The following is a 17,908-nucleotide window of genomic DNA, read 5'->3' as shown; positions in this document are numbered from 1 at the left end:
ACTCTGATGAGGCAGTAGCCCGGATGCTACCGTGGCAGACGTTTCAGCTTTCGGGAAATCCTTTTGCCGATTACCCTTTGCTGCGAAGGATAGAGGCGGAGTATCCATTGCTCAAAACCTCCTTCGACGATGCTCTTTGCTTGCGTATTCAACTACACAAAGGCACCGGCTACGCTACGCTATTTCGCCTGCTTGATCATTTGCAGCAGCACAACCTGCGCAACTACTGGCTCGACCTACGGCAGGAGACCGTTACTACGCTGTACATCGTCGGCAACAAATATTCCTTCCGTATGCCTTGCGCATTGGCTACCTCAGCCAGGCTCCCGGCTGGGGTAGCCCGCTGATAATTTTTCCAGGCCTTTACCTTTCCTTAATAGGAATACGCTACTACTGGCCCTGATATACGCCGGTCACTCCGCCCCACGCCCCGGCAACTGGCTCCCCGTCGGCGGCCCCGGTTCCCCAGGTTCCATCCACCCCGCCCGAACCGCCCAAGCCCTCACCCGACGCTCCGGCTTTAGTAGCTGAAGCGGCCCGCTCAACACCCAAAGCACCGCCTACCACGACCGAAACAGCATACTTAGCTAAAGAAAGACCTTTGGAAGCTAACGAAAGACTTTCGGGAGTTAAGGGAAGACCTTCGGTTGCTGTAGGCGGCGCTTCCGTTTCGAAGGAAGGACCTTCAGGTGTTGTAGATGGAGCTTCGGGAGCTAGGGAAAGACCTTCGGTTGCCGTGGATGGAGCTTCGGGTGCTGTGGGCGGTCATGCGTTGCCAGGCGCTGCATACCGTTCGGCGGTTACGCGGCCCCGCAACCCCAGGCACGCATCGGCAGTTGAAGAAGGCTCCTCAGCTCTTCAACCATGTATCTACTCCGACCTTCTTTAATAGCCCTGGGCCTGCTCTCCGCTACCGCCGCCCTAGCCCAGAACGACTACCAGCAAAGCGTGAAAGACGGCTACGCCGTGAACGTATTCAAGCCCCAGCAGGTAGAGGCCACCGACGCCCGCGTAAGCCAGCTGAAAGCCCCGGCCGGCTTCACCGTCAGCAAGTTTGCCGAGAAAACCGGCAACCCGCGCATGCTCACGGTAGCCCCCAACGGCGACGTGTATTTCTCCGACCGCACCAAGGGCACCATTACCCTGCTGCGCGACACGAACAAGGACGGGAAAGCCGACGTGACGCGCGAGGTGGCCCGCCGCCCCGACTTGCACGGGCTGGCTTTGCAAGGCGGCAAGCTCTACCTCACCACCATCCGGGAGCTGCTGGTGGCCGATATGAAGGCCGATGGCACGCTGGGTGAGCTGAAAACCCTGTACACCGACCTGCCCGACGCCGGCCAGCACCCCAACCGCACCATGCACTTCGGGCCCGATGGCAAGCTCTACCTCTCGGTGGGCAGCACCTGCAACGCCTGCGACGAGCGCAACAAGGAAAACGCCACGCTCCTGCAAATCAACACCGATGGCTCGGGCCGCCGCGTGGTGGCCAGGGGCCTGCGCAACACCATCGGCTTCGACTGGCACCCCAGCACCAAGGCGCTCTGGGGCTTCGACCACGGCATCGACTGGCTGGGCGACGAAGACCAGCGCGAGGAGCTCAACGAAATCAGGGAAGGCGCCGACTACGGCTGGCCCTACGTGTACGCCGACGGCAAAATCCCGCCCCACCCCCAGCCCGCCGGCGAAACGCCCGAGCAGTACGCGGCCCACACTGTAAAGCCCGTGCAGCTCTACGCCGCCCACGCCGCCCCGCTGGACATGGTGTTTTACAGCGGCAGCCAATTTCCGAAAGAGTACCAGCGCGACGCCTTCGTGACCATGCACGGCTCCTGGAATCGTGCCCAGCCCAGCGGCTACCGCGTGGTGCGGGTGCGCTACAACGAGCAGGGCCAGGCCACCGGCATCGAGGACTTCCTGACCGGCTTCCTGGTTGAGGGCAACAAAGCCCACTTCGGCCGGGTGTGCGGCATCACCCAGCATACCGACGGCTCCCTGCTCATCACCGACGACGCCAACGGCGTAATTTACCGCGTGGCCTACGCCGCGGGTGGTAAGGATGCCAAGGCTGGCAAGAAAAGCTAGCATTAATTGCCTGTCCTCCTGAGCAGCGCGAAGGACCTCCCTCATTTCAACCACTGTCCATTATCCAATGCCCTGAAGCTGGCCCCTAAAAACAGAAGCCTTGCCTCAGCGTAGTCACTTATCAGAGGAAGGTCCTTCGCGCTGCTCAGGAGGACAGACGAATAGCATCACTGACGTGGCGGGTGGTTACCTTACGGGCTAATCCCCGGCTATGCCCAAACTCTTTCGCAACCTCACGTTTCAGGTACTCACGGCCATTGCGCTGGGCATAACGGTAGGCGCGCTTTTCCCGACCGTGGGCGCGGCCCTCAAGCCCCTCGGCGACGTTTTCATCGGCCTCATCAAGATGCTGATTGCGCCCATCATCTTCCTGACGGTGGTATTGGGCATCGGCTCCATGGGCAGCCTGAAGAAAGTGGGGCGCGTGGGCGGCAAGGCCCTGCTGTACTTCGAGCTGATAACTACGTTTGCCCTCATCATCGGGGTGGCCGCCGCCAACCTGGCCCGGCCCGGTGCCGGCATCGATACGCGGGGCGTAGCCGCCAAAGCCGCCGAAACCCAGCAGTACGCCGACAAGGCGGCCCACATGGACTGGGTGGCGTTTTTCACTCACATCATCCCCGAAAGCTTCGTAGGGGCCTTTGCCCAGGGCGACGTGCTGCAGGTGCTGCTGGTGGCCGTGCTGTTTGGGCTGGCCCTCACCCGCGTAGCCCCGACGGTGAGCGGCCCGCTCATCAGCACCTTCGAAAAGCTCAGCCACGTGTTTTTCGCGGTGCTGAGCATGGTGATGAAGCTGGCCCCGCTGGGCGCGTTCGGGGGCATAGCCTATACCATTGGCAAGTACGGCCTCCATACGCTGCTGCCGCTGGGCAAGCTCATGCTCACGGTGTACGGCACCATGGCCTTGTTTATTTTTGGGGTGCTGGGTGGCGTGGCGCGCTACTACGGGTTCAGCCTGTGGCGGCTGCTGGGCTTTATCAGGGAAGAGCTGCTGATTGTGCTGGGCACGTCGTCGTCGGAGTCGGCGCTGCCGCGGCTGATGGACAAGCTGGAGGCCTTTGGCTGTGCCCGGCCGGTGGTGGGACTGGTGGTACCCACGGGCTATTCCTTCAACCTTGACGGCACCACGATTTACCTGAGCATAGCCAGTATTTTCCTAGCCCAGGCGTTTGGGGTGCCGCTCACGCTGGGCCAGCAGCTCACCATCATCGGTATTCTGATGCTCACAAGCAAAGGCGCGGCGGGCGTCACGGGGTCGGGCTTTATCGTGCTGGCGTCCACGCTGGCGGCCACCAAAGTCATTCCCGTGGAGGGCATGGCCCTGCTGCTGGGCGTAGATAGGTTTATGAGCGAGGCCCGGGCCATTACCAACATCATCGGCAACGCGGTGGCTACGGTCGTCATTGCCAAGAGCGAAGGAGCCTTTGACGAAGAAAAAAACCGGGCCGCACTGGCGGGATAAAGCAGCAAAGTATCTGCCGATATATGTCAGCGGATACGGAATTCTACTGGCAGTTCGTAAAGTACCGCTGTGGGTAGGCCCGCCACTACTGCCGGCTCCCACGCAGGCATGATTTTCAACAGCCGCAGTACTTCCTCATCCGTGCCCGACCCCAGCGGTTTCGTTATACGCAGGTTCTGGGTGCGTCCCCGCGCATCAATCACAAACTGCACCCAGATAATGCCTTCTACCTGATTGCGCAGGGCCAGGGCGGGGTAACGCAGGGTGCGGCTACACCAGTTTTTCAAGCCCTCATTACCCCCAGCGAACTGGGCTGATCGCTCAAACTCAAACCAAGTGGTATCCTTGCCAGACCGGGCGTAGCAGTGCGCCGCAGTCCGTACACCAGCTCGGTAGCTTTCCACCCGCATGAGCCGGCCTGAAGGATACCAAGCCCGCAATGCTCCGTGCCGCTTCCCCTGCTGGTACTCTACCTGCCACCGACGCCGGCCATTCTGGTACCAAGCTTGTGCCATTCCTTGCAACTGCCCCCGGCTGAAGGAGCAGTTGGACGTACGACGCCCCGTAGTGGCACTCCACTCTGTACTCATTCCATGCCGTTGCCCGGCTCGCAGGTGGCTGTACTGCTCCTGATGCAACCGCCGGCCGCTGAGCTGATACGTAGTGATGGTGCCGCCGACGCCTTGCTTACGCACGAGCGTATAGTAGGCAGCTGAATCGGGGAATGTGGTGCGCCGGCCGTTGACAGTGTAATACGTTCGGGCCGAGGTCTGTGCTACTACTTGCGGGCAGACCAGCAGGCCAGTTAGTAGTAGGTGACAGATAAAAACTAGTGCGCGTGACATGTGGAAAGGGGCTCAAGATGGCATCAATGTTTTGGAGATGCCCAAAACACTGGTATTCCACAATGTGCCGTATGCCTGATACATTTTACCTTACTATTCCACAGCCCTGCCACGAAGATTGGACCCACATGACGCCCACTGAGCGGGGCCGCTTCTGCCAATCCTGCCGCAAAGAAGTAGTGGATTTCAGTGAGATGCCGGCACCAGATATTCTTTACGTCATTCGCCAGGCACCCACTGGTAGCGTGTGTGGGCGTATTCCAACACATGTTTTGGCAGAAAGCCGACAACAGGCAGAAGCGGCTGCCCAACGGCCGCACTTGCCGCGCCTGAGTGGTGTCCGGAGGTGGCTGGCCGCACTGGGCCTGCCACTGCTGGCATCTTCCCCGCTCGTAGCGGGGGAACTTCCGGCACTCCCACCTTCCGCGGTAGCGTCGTTGCCCCGCAGTAAGCCAGCTACGCTGCAGTTGCGAATATATGACCCCTCCACTGGCCTGGGGTTAAGCTTTGCCGTAGTGCAGCTCTGGCTGGCCGACTCATTGCTGCTTTCTACCCAGGCCGAAGTGGACGGCACTGCGCAGCTGGTCTTGCCTACAAACGCCGATATGTTGCAGCTGCTGGTGAAAGTTCCAGGCTACCGCGTAGTGGAGGAAACTATTGACTTAAGTGCTTCCCACGGCATATTAGCCATACCTATGCAGCGCGGAGCAGTGAAATTGGAGAAGATCAGCCAAGAAGCCATTGCACCAGTAATGTACCAAAGCAGGATGTCAGGCGGCGCTGTTACCACCATTAGCTGCGTTACGATTGTCAAGCCGGCCGCTACTCAACGATTAGCGCAAGCACCTAAGCGGCTGTTTTGGTGGATTCAGCGCAGAGTAGGTAATGCCCGCTAAGTGTCAGGAGACAAAAATCCGTTTTTTGCGTTATTGATACGCTTCTAACTGCTATTGTTACTTCACTTATGCCGGCCCTCTCCCCCGACCTTCGCAAAGCCCTTTTCAGCCTTCCGCCGAAAGAAAAAGACCAGCTGCTGGCCCGCCTCGTAGCCCAGGATGCCGTGCTGGTGGAACAGCTCAGCTTCCGGCTGCTGGAGGGCGACGACGCCCTGGAGCAGCGCCGCCACCGCCTGCGCCAGCAGGTAGACGACCCCGTGCGCGGCTACCACCAAACCCCCAACGACCTGCTCCACATTGTGCGGCAGCTGCAGCAGCGGCTCAGCTACCACACCAAAATCACCGATGACCTGCAGGGTGAAATTGAGCTGACGGTGCGCCTGCTCGGCAACGTGTTCCGCCACCAGCCCGAAGCTACTGGCCGCCTGCACGGCCCTACCCAGCCCCTGCTCCAGCATCTGGCCCGCCGTACGCACGAGGTATTGCGCCAGGCCCACAAGCTGCACGAAGACTACCACGTGGAGCTGCAGCCAGCCATAAACGAAGTGCTCGGCCAGCTCTACCAGTCGGCCGCCGCCCCACTGGCCCGGGAGCTGGGCGTGCCGGTGAAGTGGTGAAATGGTGAGTTGGTGAAATAGTGAGTTGGCGAGAGAGGGCAGCGTGTCATTGCGAGCAGCGCGAAGCAATCCGTCCTCAGCAATACCAGACCCGCTCTTTACCAGAAAGCCCTTGTCGTCCACACGTCAAGGGCTCTTCACATTTTGAGGCTTGGTGCGTTGTTCAGGACGGATTGCTTCGGCTCTGCCTCGCAATGACAGAACTACCCTCACCATTTCACCTCTATTCAACTGTGCGGAAGGCGACGGGGAGGGTGTAGAGCACGCGCACGGGCTGGCCCTGGACGCGGCCGGGCGTCCACCAGGGCATGATGCGCACCAGGCGCAGGGCTTCCTGGTCGAGGCCGTGGCCCAGCCCTTTCACCAGCTTCCGCGTCGCGGATGCGGCCCTGCTCATCCACCACGAAGCGCACGTACACCTTGCCCGAAACGTTCTGCTGCAGTGCCTCGGCCGGGTACTGCACCTTCTCGCGCATGAACAGAAGCAGAGCTTTTTCGCCCCCTTTGAAGGCGGGCATCTCTTCGGCCAGGGCATACACTTTCACCTTGGCGGCCGGGGCAGCCGGCGCTACGGCGCCCATGCTTTGGCCGGCGGTCGGCTCTACCAGCGCAATGGAAGGGGAAGGCTGGGCCCGGGCGGCAAAACCGGCACAACTGAGCAGGAACACGGGTAGCAGCTGTTTCATGAAGAGCAGAATAAGCGGGCAGACATTGTTCGTGGGCAAAAGTATGGGCCTGCGTAAGGCTGCGCTTCACGGCTGCGTTATGGTTGTGTTGCGGTTGTGTTGGTAATATTGAAGCATCCTTTCCGGGCAAAAAGCAGTAGTTTATGTGTCCAGCTTTTCCACCCGCGGCGCCGGTCCGCTCAACTGCTTTACCCTATGTCGCATACCCCCTCCCCCCAGCACATGCGCGTACCGGAAAACCTCTCCGACGCCCATCTGCGCCAGGCGCTTACCGAACTCGACGAGAAAATCAAGACCCTGCGCAACCGCGCCCACGCCACCACAGCCAACTCCACACACACCTACCACGAGCACATTGCCGCCCTGGAAGTAAAGCGCGCTAAGCTCCTGGAGCGTCTCGGCCCCGCCGATGCCGCGGCGGCATCCGGCACCGGTGCCGACCACGCCAACCGCTCTACCTGGGAAGAAATATGGCAGGGCGTGGAGAACCTGCGCAACGACCTGCGCAACCTCATCTAACGACAGAACCACGGATTCGCGCGGATTGGTCGGATTCCACGGATTTTGTAGTTGGCACCAGATTTCTATAGCTGGTACTTATTTTAAAAAGAAAGAGCTTGCCTTCTGGCAAGCTCCTTTTAATTCAATCCAGGCAGATCCGCACCAACTACAAAATCCGTGGAATCCGACCAATCCGCGCGAATCCGTGGTTCCGTTCGCCCGGGTTTTACGGCCGCTCGGCGAGTGGATTTACCGTTCGCGGAAAAGTAGTTTCAGGCAGGTAAGGCCGGGGCTAGGTTTGAGGCATCCAACCGCCACAACCCAACTTTCTTTCCTATGAAACTTGTCTCCTCCTTCCGCCCCTTCTGCGCTGCCCTGCTGCTGGCCGCAACCGTGGTTGCTGCTCCTATTGCCGCTTCGGCCGCTGGCTTCGCAACAGAAAATGCGCCTACAGCTGATAACCCGGCCGCTCACCCCAACTTTACAGTACGCGTGGTGGGCAAAGGTCAGCCTATGCTTCTGATTCCGGGCCTGACCTGCCCCGGCGCGGTGTGGAACGAAACCGTGGCCCACTACCAGAAGCAGTACCAGTGCCACATCATTTCACTGGCGGGCTTTGGCGGCACGGCGGCTCCGGCCAGCACCGACCACCTGCTGCAAAACGTGCGCGACCAGCTGCTCACCTACATCCAGACCCAGAAACTCAGCAAGCCCACCATTGTCGGGCACAGCCTGGGCGGGTTCATGGCCCTCTGGATGAGCAGCACCCGCCCGGAAGCTGTCGGCCCCCTGGTCATTGTCGATTCGCTGCCGTTCATTGGGGCCGTGCAAAACCCGGCCGCCACGGTGGATATGGTGCGCCCGATGGCCGAGGGTATGCGCCAGCAGATGAGCAAGAGCAAAGCCAACCCTGCCCAGCAGCGCCAGACGGTGGCCTCCCTGGTGACGGATACCGCCCGCATTACCCAGGTTACGCGCTGGGGCCTGGCCTCCGACCCCGCCACCGTGGCCCAGGCCATGTACGACATGTATACCACCGACCTGCGCCCCGAGGTAGCACGCATCCAGCAGCCGGTGTTGGTGCTGGGAGCCTGGGCCGCCTACCAAATCTACGGCGCCACCAAGGAAAGCACCCGCGCTACGTTCACCCAGCAGTACGCCCAGCTGCCCCGGCACCGCGTGGAAATGTCGGAAGCCGGCAAGCACTTCCTGATGTACGACGACACGCAATGGTTTTTCCAGCAGGCCGATGCGTTTCTGCGGGAGCAGGCAGTAGCCAAAAAGTAAGCCGTTTCCTGTAGACTGCAGCCCAATACAATCCGGCGGGCAGGAAAATCTTTCATTTCCTGCCCCGCTTTCGGGTTTCACTTTTAGTTTTACGCTATGTTTTCCTATGCTGCGGTGCCCCCGCCGGGTCGTTTGTACTGGCGCCTGCAGGCGGTGGGCTGGGGCATGTATATGCTGCTGAACCTGGCCATGGTCAGTTTGAACGTGCCCCTGACCGGCAAGCTGGTGCTGATGCAGCTGGCCATTGTGGGGCCGCTGGTACTCATCAGCCACGGGCTGCGCTACCACCTGAAGGCCAGCGGCTGGGTGAGGCTGGCCCCGGTGCCGCTACTGAGCCGCCTGCTGGTGCTCAACGTGCTGCTGTCGGTGCTCAGTCAGGTCGTTATCTGGGCCATTATCTACTTTATCATCCGGCCCGCCGCCGATGGCCAGCCCCATGGCTGGGGGCAGTTTGTGTTCTACGTGTTCAACGTGAACTTTCTGCTGTGGCTGTGGGAAGGGTTTTACTTTGGCTGGCACTACCTCACCAGCTTCCGGCAGGCCGAGGTAGACAAGTGGAAGCTCGCCGCCGCCGTGCAGGAAGCCGAAATGCGCACGCTCAAGGCCCAGATCAACCCGCACTTCATGTTCAACGGCCTCAACAACATCCGGGCCCTGGTGATGGAAGACCCCGGCCGGGCCCGCGACATGATTACGCATCTTTCGGACTTGCTGCGCTACTCCATCCAGCTCAACAGCGCCGAGCAGGTGCCCCTGGGTCGGGAGCTGGAAATTGTGGAGCACTACCTGCAGCTGGAGGCTATGCAGCTGGAAGAGCGGCTGCACTATACCCTGGATGTGGACCCGGCCGCCCTGCACGTAGCTATTCCGCCCATGACGCTGCAGCTGCTGGTGGAAAACGCCATCAAGCACGGGGTAGCGCCCCGGCCGGCCGGTGGCTTTGTGCAGCTCACGGCCCAGCTCAACGACTCCGGCACGCTGCACGTGCGCGTGCGTAATACCGGCCGCTACGAGCCCCAACCCGGCCATCCGGGCGTGGGCGTGCGCAATGCCCGGGAGCGGCTGGCTTTGCTGTTTGGTCCGACCGCCCAGCTCACCATCCAGAACGACCCCACCCAACTCGATACTGTAGTGGCCTGCCTGCAGCTGCCGGTAAACGCGCCGCCCGCTGCCCCCAATGGTGCCCTGTCCATTCCCCGCCCTGCTTTTGTATGAACGCGCTGTTAGTTGATGATTCCCGCCTGGCCCGCACCGAGCTGCGCCACCTGCTGCGGGCTTTCCCGGAAGTACAGATTGTGGGTGAGGCCCGCCACGCCGGGGAGGCCCGCGCCATGTTGCTGCAAACGCAGCCGGATGTCCTGTTTCTGGATATTCACATGCCCGGCGAAACGGGGTTTGAGCTGCTGGCTTCGCTGGAAACCGCCCCCCACGTCATCTTCACCACGGCCTACGACGAATACGCGCTGCGGGCTTTCGAGGTGAATGCCCTGGACTACCTGCTCAAGCCCATTCAGGAAAATAGGCTGGCCGCGGCCCTGGCCAAGGCACGGGCGAAGATGACCGGTCCCGCAGCAGCTGCCGCACCTGCTGCACCCGCCCCGGATGAGCCTGCGTTGTCCCCGCTCACGGAGCAGGATCAAGTGTTTGTGAAGGACGGGGAGCGGTGCTGGTTTGTGCGCCTGGCCGACATTCGCCTGTTTGAAATCAACGGCAGCTACACCCAGATTTACTTCGACCAGCACCGGCCCCTGATTCCGCGTACCCTGCAGCACCTGGAGCAGCGCCTCGACCCGCGCGTATTCTTCCGCGCCAACCGTCAGCAGATCATCAACCTGAAGTGGGTGGAAAGCATTAAGCCCTGGTTTAGCAACTCCCTCAAAATACAGCTGCGCGGCGGGCCGGAAGTGGAAGTATCGCGGCAGCAGTCGGTGCGCTTCCGGGAGATGCTGAGTCTGTAAGATTTCTGTATCTTTTCCGCCCCTTCGGCAGTACATGGCTTTAAAAGCCAGCCTTACCCCTGCTGGCGCGTTTTTTGTACTGCTTCCCCTTATGAAACTGCTTCTACCTTTCCTCGGCTGTCTGCTTCTGGTGGCCTCCTGTTCTCAGGACCGCGAAGCCCTACGCACCCCTAAAGCACGCTCTGCTTCCTCTTTCAGAACGGAAAAGAGCAACCCGCACAACAAGAAAGCCCAGCGCAAGCCCGGCGAGTCGAACATTGGGCTGGGTATTGATATGAACGCCCGCAACCCCAATAAATTCCGCACCGTCAAGCGGCCGAAAAACCCATAGCACTCCGGCTGGTCAAAGCCTGCTTTACGACGAAGTCCTGCCTTGGTACCGTGGTACTGAGGCAGGATTTTTTTACACCCGACGAGTTGGCACTGCGCCGAAGCTAACTCACTTAACATGAGGCTGAAACAAATCAACCTCCGGGCAGTCTGTTTCATCAAAAATCCCGTATAGCACAGCAGTACGTGCCGTTCCTGGAGCGTATATCCCCTTCTTCCGAACCCACCCCCTGCTATGCTCCAACGGTTACTTGCCTTTTGGTTAGTGGTATGCGCGGCCGGCTGCCTTTTGGCCGGCCCGGCCACAGCCCAGACTGCTCCTTCTACCCTTCCCGGCCTGCTGGTTTTCCGCCTGAAGCCGGGCGCTGCTTCCTTGCCGGCCGCCCGCCGTCTTTCCGGCGCGGCCTGGCAGAAAGCCCTCCGCCAGGTTGGCGCCACCAACGTTGCCCAGAAGTTTCCGCAGGCGCAGGCACCCCTGGCCCGCAAAAAGCAGGTCGTGGATTTGCGGCTGGTCTATCAGGCCCAGTATCCGGCCCACCTGCCCTTTGCCAAAGCCCGGGCCTTGCTGCTGCAAACGGGCCTGGTGGAGTACGTGGAGCCGCTCTACCAGCGCGAGCCGCTCTACCAGCCCAACGACCCCTCGGCCGACTCTACCCGCGTCAAAAGCGTGCAGTACTACCTTAAAAACGTGCGGGCCTACCGCGCCTGGGATATTTCCAAGGGCGACACCAACATCGTCATCGGGGTGCTGGACACGGGCACGCGGTTCACGCATCAGGACCTGAAAGACCAGGAAAAACGCAACTACCGCGACCCGGTTGATGGCATCGACAATGATGAGGACGGTTACGTCGACAACTTCCGGGGCTGGGACATGGCCGATAACGACAACGACCCCACCGCCGACGCGGCTTACCTGGGCACGGCCCGCGGCCACGGCATCACGGTCACGGGCGTGGCCGCCGCCCGCACCGACAACGGCAAGGGCATTGCCGGGGCTGGCTTCAACTGCAAGTACCTGCCCATCAAAATCTACCCCAGCACGCCCGCCGGCGTGTTTGCTGGCTACGAGGCCATTGTGTACGCCGCCGACCACGGCTGCCAGGTCATCAACCTTTCCTGGGGCGGCGTGGGCGGCAAGTCCCAGTACGAGCAGGACATCATCAACTACGCAGTGCTCAACCACGATGTGGTGATAGTGGCGGCGGCCGGCAACACGAATGCCGAGCTGGATTTCTACCCCGCCAGCTATGAGCACGTGCTGTCGGTAACCGCGCTGGAGCCCAACAACCAGAAAGGAAAGACCAATACCTACAGCTACCACGTCGATATCTCGGCCCCGGGACAGCAGATGCTGACCACCGGCTCCGCCCACGACAGCGCCTACTCCACGGTAGGAGGCTCGTCGCTGGCTACGCCGCTGGTAGCCGGAGCCGTGGCGCTGGTACGCGCCCAATATCCCGAATACTCGGCCGAGCAGGTGATGGCGCGGGTGCGTCAGACGGCCGATTCGCTGTATACCATCACGGGCAATGCGGCTTACCGGCATAAGCTGGGCACGGGCCGCCTGAACATGCACCGGGCCCTGGCCGAGCCGACGCTGTACGCCGTACAGCTCACCAACGTGCGCTACGAGCCCGTGCCGAGCTTTCAGCCCGGAGACACGACCCGCATCGTGGCCGAGCTGCAGAACCTGCTGGCCCCGGTTTCCAACCTGCGCATTTCGCTGACCACCGCTTCTCCCTACGTGCGGATAGTGCGCGGCTCGGTGCCGCTGGGCGACATGCTCACGCTGAGCGAAGCGGCCAACGCGCTGGAACCGTTTACAGTGCTGGTTTCGGAGGATGCACCGCTGGCCACCACGGCTATTCTGCGCTTTCACTTTGAGGCGGACAACGGCTATAGCTCCGATCAGTTCGTGCCGGTTTTGCTGAACCCGGGTTTTATCACGCTCACGGCCGGCAACCTGCACGTGTCCGTCACCAGTCAGGGCAATATCGGCTACGACGCTACCAACCCGGCCGTGGGCGAGGGAGTAAGCTACCGCAACGGCCCTTCGCTCTTATCCATTGGCGGCCTGCTGGTAGCTACCTCGCCGGAGCGTGTGTCGGACCGGCTTCTGAACGAGGCCAAAAGCGTTGACAAGGATTTTATGAGCGTCAGCCCACTGCATTTCGTGGGAGCAGCTCGGGGCGCCGACCAGGAAATTATGAGCCGCTTCCGGGATACGCTGTCAACTGCCACCGTGGGGGTGAGCGTGCGGCAGCGCGGCTTTGCCTGGGCCGATGAGCGGCGCCGCAACTACGTGGTGCTGGAATATACCCTCACCAATACCACCGCCGACACGCTTCGTCCCCTGTACGCCGGATTGTACATGGATTGGGACCTGCCGCTGGCTAACAACCGCAACGCCGCCGGCTGGGACGCGGACCGGCAGCTTGGGTACGTGTACGACCAGCTGGCTCCTACCCTGCACGCGGGCGTACAGCTCCTGTACGGCGGCCCGGTTTCCACCTACGCCCTCAATAACAGCGCCCCGGAAGGTGCCCCCGTGCGGCTGGCCGACGGCTTCAGCAATGCCGAGAAATACCTGATGCTGAGCAGCGGCACGGCGGTAAATACTGTCAATGAGCAACCCGCGGGCGCCGATGTTTCCCACGTGGTTGGCGCTGAGCTGCCCGCGCTGGCGCCCGGCGACTCCACGCGGGTGGCTTTTGCCATTCTGGGAGCCGGTTCCCTGGACAGCCTGCAGGCCGCCGCCGACGTGGCGCGGCTGGAGTACGACAAGACGGTTACGCCTGTGCGCTCAACCGCGGCAGTGGTACAATGGCAGGTTTATCCGAATCCGGCATCCGGCAGCTTGATGGTGGAAGTGCCCGCTTCCTTTGCGGCCCGCCAACTCACGCTCCTGGATGCTCTGGGCCGCCCCGTACGCACCTGGACCTGGAACGGCCAGCCGCGCCAGCGTTTGGCGCTACCCGCCGCAGCCGGACTCTACGTGCTTCGGCTGGAAGGCAAAGGCGGCATACTCACGCGCAAGGTGCTCATCCGTCCCTGATGAGTTCTATGCCGGTGGCCGGATGAAATCAACCCGTAGGATGACCACTATACTGAATCTGCCCGCCTAAAACTCCAGGATAAAGCCGATGGTGGGCGTTACGGTCGGGTCGTCATCCTGCAGCAGGATGGGCAGGCCGTTGGAGCCGTCGGGGCGGATGGGCTGGCCGTCAGTGGTCTGGAAGCCGCTGTTATCGGCGGTGCGCTGGAAGGTGTAGCTGGGCGTGCTGGGGTTGGCAATCAGGAAGGCGTTCTGCACGTCCAAAAACAGGTCGATGCTGGTGCGGCGCCAGTTGAACTTCTTGTCGAGGCGGAAGTCGAACTGCTGAAAGTTGCCCAGACGCACGGTGTTCAGGCGTGAGTAGTCGAGCACGCCCCGGCCCACGGCCAGGTAGCTGGCCTGGGAGGCTTCCAGGTCGAACGGCGTGTAGGGCGAGCCGCCCGCAAACCGGTACTTAAAGCCCATTTCCCAGCCCTTGCTGAACTTGCGCCCCAGCAGGGCCGAAGCCAGAAACCGCGAGTCCCAGGCCGTGGGCCGGAACTGCCCATCAACCCCCGAAAACTCCGAGCGGAAAGCCGTAAACGAGGCCACCGCAAAGATTTTGCGCGTCAGCTTCTGCTGAAAGAACAGCTCGGCGCCGTAGGCCCGGCCCAGGCCAGTGCTTTGCACGGCTTCGTTGCCGAGGGCCGCAAAGTCGCCACCCAGGTTGGCCAGCGAAATACCGTCGCGTACCGACACCGGATAGTGGCTGTACTTCTTGTAGAAGCCTTCCAGCGTGAAGCGCGTGGTGGCGGCTGGCAGAAACTCCAGCCCGGCCACGTAATGGTCGGAGCGGATGTAGCGGGCTTTCTGGTTGATGGCCTGGCCCGCCTCGTCCCGAAAACCAAGGATGGTGGACGGCGGAATCTTGTAGTAGCGTCCCACTGAGGCATTAAGGTTCCAGCGCTGGGCCAGGGCGTAGGAGGCCGAAACCCGCGGCGACAAGGTGCGCAGCAGGTTAGCGCCGCCATCAGTGAAGGAGTTGCCATTGGCCCGCAAACCGGCCGAAAGCGTCAGCCGGTCGTCGGGAAGCAGGGTGCGCGTGAGCTGCCCGAAGGTGCCAAAGCGCGCAAAGTCAATAGCGGTCTGGAAGCGCACATTCACCTGCGGCGACACCAGGTTGCCCTGGGCATCGCGCATTTCGCTGCGTACGCGGTTGAAAAAGCGGCTGTCGTACTGCACGTACTGGCCTACCGCGCCGTAGGCATACTGCCAGCGGCCCACCGACTTGTTTACATCGAGGCGAAGCTTGTTTTCCGTTTCGCCGGAGCGCGTGAGCAGCACCCGGTCGGCTTCCTCGGTGGTAGTGCGGTCCTCAAACTGGTCGAGCTTATTATCCAGCTGGGTGCGGCTCAGGGCCACGTTCAGGTAGCCGTTGGGCAGCAGTTGGCGCAAAGCCAGGCCCACGGTGTAGTTCCACTGGTCGATGGTGGGCGTGGAGCGCAGGGTGTATTCTTTGTCGGGGCTGGTCTTGCGGGGCACGGCCAGCTCGAAGTGGTCGATGGCGCCCAGGCCCAGGGACGTGAGCGTGGTTTTGGGCGAGAGTTTGGTGGTGACCTTGTACTGAAAATCCCAGTAGTTGGGCCGGATGGGCAAGTCAATGGCCTTGAACAGCAGTTGCAGGTAGGAGCGCCGGGCCGAGGCCAGAAACGTGGTGTTCCTGGCCAGCGGGCCTTCCAGCGTGCCCGCTACCTCGGTGCCGCTCAGGCGCACGTTGCCCTGCACCCGGTCGGGGTTGCCGTCGCGCTGCCGGAACTGCAGCACCGACGACAGGGCGTTGTCGTAGCGGGCCTCAAACGCTGAGGAGCTGAGGGTCACGTCCTCAATAAACGACACGTTCAGAATGCCCGTGGGCCCACCGCCCGAGCCCTGGGTCTGAAAGTGGTTGATGACGGGCACCTCAATGCCGTCGAGGTAATACACGTTTTCGTTGGGTGCCCCGCCGCGGATGATGATGTCGTTGCGGAAGCCGGAGGTGCCGCCCGTGCCGCCCCCGCCCACGCCCGGCAGCGTCTGAATAACCTTCGAGATATCGAAGTTGCCGCCGGGGTTGCTCTTGATTTCCTCGGTGTTGATGCGCTGCACGGAAAGCGGCGTTTCGGCCGTGGCCACCCGAATGGCGCGGCTGCCTACTACCTGCACCTCGCCCAGCTGCTGGCTGCTGCCGGACAGCTCCAGGCTGATAATGGCCGCGTTGCCGGAGGTAATAACCACGTTGGCGCGCAGCAGCGGCTCGTAGCCCACCAGCGTAGCCCGCACGTTGTAGCTGCCCGTCGGAATTTCGCTGAGCCGGTACCGGCCTTCCGCGTCGCTGGAAACGCCTAAGCTCGTGCCTTCCAGCACAATGGTAGCCCCCGGAATGGTTTCCTGGGTTTTCCGGTCGCGCACCACGCCGGTCAGAATACCCGTCGACTGTCCCAGCCCGTTGAAGCTGATCAACAGGAAAAGCACTAAGTAAAGGAGTTTCATATGGGTTGATCTAAGCTAGGCCATTTACTATTTAATCATGCAAACATGTTCATGTCTTGTATGTTTTAGTATCATTTACTGCCGCTTCAGTTGCTGCCTTATTTTTGTGTAATGAATTATGCCTTCTTTCGTCAGCTACTGGATCTGGCGGAAACCTTCGAAGCTCAACACCCTGCCGCCGGGCAGCCCGATGCTATGGCCGCCTTTGCCAGCTGGCTGCACGCCCGTACGGCTCCGGCGCCCGATACGGCCCCGGTAACCCGGTCGGCGGCCAAGCCTGGCGAGTTCGATGAGTCCGTTATCGGCAAGCTTATCACGTTTATGTACCGCTATGCCCGCTCCTATCTGCGGCTGGCGCTGGCAGGCTCCCCACTGATTACGTCCGACGATTTCACTTACCTGGTGACGGTGTACGGGCACCAGCCCATAAGTAAGACGGAGGTTATTGAGCGCAACATTCACGAGAAGCCTACGGGCACCGAAATCATTAAGCGCCTGCTTAAGCAAGGCCTGATTGCCGAGCAAGGCCACCAGACGGACCGCCGCCGTAAGCTCCTGACCCTTACTGAAAGCGGCCGGGAGGTGCTGTTTGGGCTTTTTGGCCGGATGAGTCAGGTAGCGTACATGATTGCCGGCAACCTTGAGCCGGCTGAGCGGCGCCAGCTTCTGTACCTGCTGCTCAAGCTCGACCACTTTCACCACGACATCTTCGCCTACGACCGTTCCCGCACCTTCGAAGAGCTGCTCCAGAGTCGCTTTCCCGAGCTGCCGGCAGCAGGCGGGCCGCAGCCTGGCTCCACTTCCAACTGATGCTCTACGGCCGGAACAAGGAGCTTTGAGCTTCGGACTTGAGCGGCTATGTAGCTTGATTTCCCTGTTTGACCTCCTGAGAAAAAGGTCGGAAAAGCAGCCTGTGTTTATTTGCCACTTTTTTTAGTAAATCCAACCAGTAGCACTCTATCGTACGTATCGGTTTTTGGCTTACACATTCTCCTGGAAATAGTACCATCCAGGTATTAAATCGAAATTAAAAGCCTGTTTTATAGGAATTTTCTTGTACAACTGCTTTATCTAACCTTGTTAGTTTGCGGCAGTATTCGTATCTTTGGATATGTCAAAAGTCAAGTTTCCTGTACCCGTTCCCGTTCAGCAGTTTGCCCGGTGCGTTGATGCTAGTTGCCGACCTGCCGACTACGTAGGCGAATGGCCTGAGCCTGGGCACGTTTACCCCGTGCAGTACCGGCGCAATGCCCGTACCGGTCAGCCCCAGGTGCACGTGTTGGGCTTTTACGCCGAGGCTCCATACGGCGCTTTCGCCGCGCACCGCTTTAGCTCGGTGGCCGAAGTCTGGCTGAATTAGCACATACTGGGGCATCAAGCAACAGTTCCGTTTTGTTTGTCCTGCCGCGCATACAACAGGTCTTCTGTTCTATGCGCGGCACAACTTTTTTCAGCCCTTTCTTAACCTGTTGGTCGGCTTGATTACCTGACCAGCTTCGGCATGAAATCCGGGCTCCTTTTTATGCTGAGGATACTTGCCCGTGATGCTTGGAGGAGTGTGGTGGCCGGCAGCCGCTGCGCTCCTATGCTGTGCGCCCTTGTATTCATTGTGGCTAACGATACGCCTTGAAGGCAACGTTGCTCGGCATTGCCTTTTTTGCTGCTGAGCGAAGTT

The 17,908-nt window shown here is 60.8% G+C and carries 16 protein-coding genes and 1 pseudogene; 13 read left to right on the top strand and 4 right to left on the bottom strand.

What is annotated here, in order from left to right; genetic code table 11:
* Positions 1–140 precede the first annotated feature (140 nt).
* The 3 genes from LRS06_RS17025 (at position 141) to dctA (ending at position 3,547) form a co-directional block, all read left to right on the top strand.
* Positions 141–347 (top strand): hypothetical protein, encoded by a 207-nt coding sequence (locus tag LRS06_RS17025; RefSeq protein WP_257872585.1) that lies wholly within the window; start codon positions 141–143, stop codon positions 345–347.
* Positions 348–864: 517 nt separating this feature from the next.
* A complete protein-coding gene (locus tag LRS06_RS17020; RefSeq protein WP_257872584.1) occupies positions 865–2,085 on the top strand; it encodes a sorbosone dehydrogenase family protein in 1,221 nt (406 codons plus the stop codon).
* A 211-nt stretch (positions 2,086–2,296) separates the two neighbouring features.
* Complete coding sequence (gene dctA, locus LRS06_RS17015; protein ID WP_257872583.1) at positions 2,297–3,547, top strand: C4-dicarboxylate transporter DctA; 1,251 nt, start codon at positions 2,297–2,299, stop codon at positions 3,545–3,547.
* A gap of 26 nt (positions 3,548–3,573) precedes the next feature.
* Here the strand turns inward: dctA and LRS06_RS17010 are convergent, their stop codons facing one another.
* Positions 3,574–4,392, bottom strand: coding sequence for an energy transducer TonB (locus LRS06_RS17010; protein WP_257872582.1), 819 nt, complete (start codon positions 4,390–4,392; stop codon positions 3,574–3,576).
* A gap of 515 nt (positions 4,393–4,907) precedes the next feature.
* Between LRS06_RS17010 and LRS06_RS17005 the strand changes: the two genes are divergently transcribed.
* Together LRS06_RS17005 and LRS06_RS17000 are read left to right on the top strand one after the other, a co-directional pair.
* Complete coding sequence (locus tag LRS06_RS17005) at positions 4,908–5,288, top strand: hypothetical protein (RefSeq protein ID WP_257872581.1); 381 nt, start codon at positions 4,908–4,910, stop codon at positions 5,286–5,288.
* Positions 5,289–5,356: 68 nt separating this feature from the next.
* Entirely contained in the window at positions 5,357–5,905 is a 549-nt protein-coding gene (locus tag LRS06_RS17000) for a hypothetical protein (RefSeq protein WP_257872580.1), read from the top strand.
* 223 nt (positions 5,906–6,128) lie between these two features.
* On the opposite strand, the gene LRS06_RS25595 is transcribed toward LRS06_RS17000, so the two are convergent.
* Positions 6,129–6,215: a hypothetical protein gene (locus LRS06_RS25595; protein ID WP_374679447.1), complete on the bottom strand. Its 87-nt coding sequence runs from the start codon at positions 6,213–6,215 to the stop codon at positions 6,129–6,131.
* 73 nt (positions 6,216–6,288) lie between these two features.
* Positions 6,289–6,381 (bottom strand): annotated as a pseudogene (locus LRS06_RS25590) (energy transducer TonB); the annotation flags it as partial.
* Between the two features lie 405 nt (positions 6,382–6,786).
* On the opposite strand from LRS06_RS25590, the gene LRS06_RS16990 reads away from it, so the two are divergent.
* The 6 genes from LRS06_RS16990 (at position 6,787) to LRS06_RS16965 (ending at position 13,725) form a co-directional block, all read left to right on the top strand.
* Positions 6,787–7,110, top strand: a complete 324-nt coding sequence (locus LRS06_RS16990) for a hypothetical protein (protein ID WP_257872578.1) — start codon at positions 6,787–6,789, stop codon at positions 7,108–7,110.
* A gap of 318 nt (positions 7,111–7,428) precedes the next feature.
* Positions 7,429–8,379: an alpha/beta fold hydrolase gene (locus LRS06_RS16985; RefSeq protein ID WP_257872577.1), complete on the top strand. Its 951-nt coding sequence runs from the start codon at positions 7,429–7,431 to the stop codon at positions 8,377–8,379.
* A 96-nt stretch (positions 8,380–8,475) separates the two neighbouring features.
* Complete coding sequence (locus LRS06_RS16980) at positions 8,476–9,594, top strand: sensor histidine kinase (RefSeq protein WP_257872576.1); 1,119 nt, start codon at positions 8,476–8,478, stop codon at positions 9,592–9,594.
* Complete coding sequence (locus tag LRS06_RS16975; protein WP_257872575.1) at positions 9,591–10,337, top strand: LytTR family DNA-binding domain-containing protein; 747 nt, start codon at positions 9,591–9,593, stop codon at positions 10,335–10,337. Before LRS06_RS16980 ends, LRS06_RS16975 begins: the two co-directional genes overlap by 4 nt.
* Before the next feature lie 91 nt (positions 10,338–10,428).
* Positions 10,429–10,668 (top strand): hypothetical protein, encoded by a 240-nt coding sequence (locus LRS06_RS16970; protein WP_257872574.1) that lies wholly within the window; start codon positions 10,429–10,431, stop codon positions 10,666–10,668.
* 234 nt (positions 10,669–10,902) lie between these two features.
* Positions 10,903–13,725 carry a S8 family peptidase gene (locus LRS06_RS16965; RefSeq protein ID WP_257872573.1) on the top strand — a complete coding sequence of 941 codons (2,823 nt, stop codon included), beginning with the start codon at positions 10,903–10,905 and terminating at the stop codon, positions 13,723–13,725.
* A gap of 66 nt (positions 13,726–13,791) precedes the next feature.
* Here LRS06_RS16965 and LRS06_RS16960 read toward each other — a convergent pair whose 3' ends face one another.
* Positions 13,792–16,233, bottom strand: a complete 2,442-nt coding sequence (locus LRS06_RS16960; RefSeq protein WP_257872572.1) for a TonB-dependent receptor — start codon at positions 16,231–16,233, stop codon at positions 13,792–13,794.
* A 111-nt stretch (positions 16,234–16,344) separates the two neighbouring features.
* Here LRS06_RS16960 and LRS06_RS16955 point away from each other — a divergent pair, with 111 nt between their 5' ends.
* Complete coding sequence (locus tag LRS06_RS16955) at positions 16,345–17,043, top strand: MarR family winged helix-turn-helix transcriptional regulator (protein WP_257872571.1); 699 nt, start codon at positions 16,345–16,347, stop codon at positions 17,041–17,043.
* 301 nt (positions 17,044–17,344) lie between these two features.
* The gene (locus LRS06_RS16950) at positions 17,345–17,593 is read left to right on the top strand and encodes a hypothetical protein (RefSeq protein WP_257872570.1); all 249 of its coding nucleotides are present in this window, start codon (positions 17,345–17,347) and stop codon (positions 17,591–17,593) included.
* Positions 17,594–17,908: the final 315 nt, after the last annotated feature.

Source organism: Hymenobacter sp. J193 (assembly GCF_024700075.1).
Classification (GTDB): domain Bacteria; phylum Bacteroidota; class Bacteroidia; order Cytophagales; family Hymenobacteraceae; genus Hymenobacter.
Note: the sequence above shows the minus strand (reverse complement) of the source record. Positions and strands in the feature narration are given on the sequence as shown.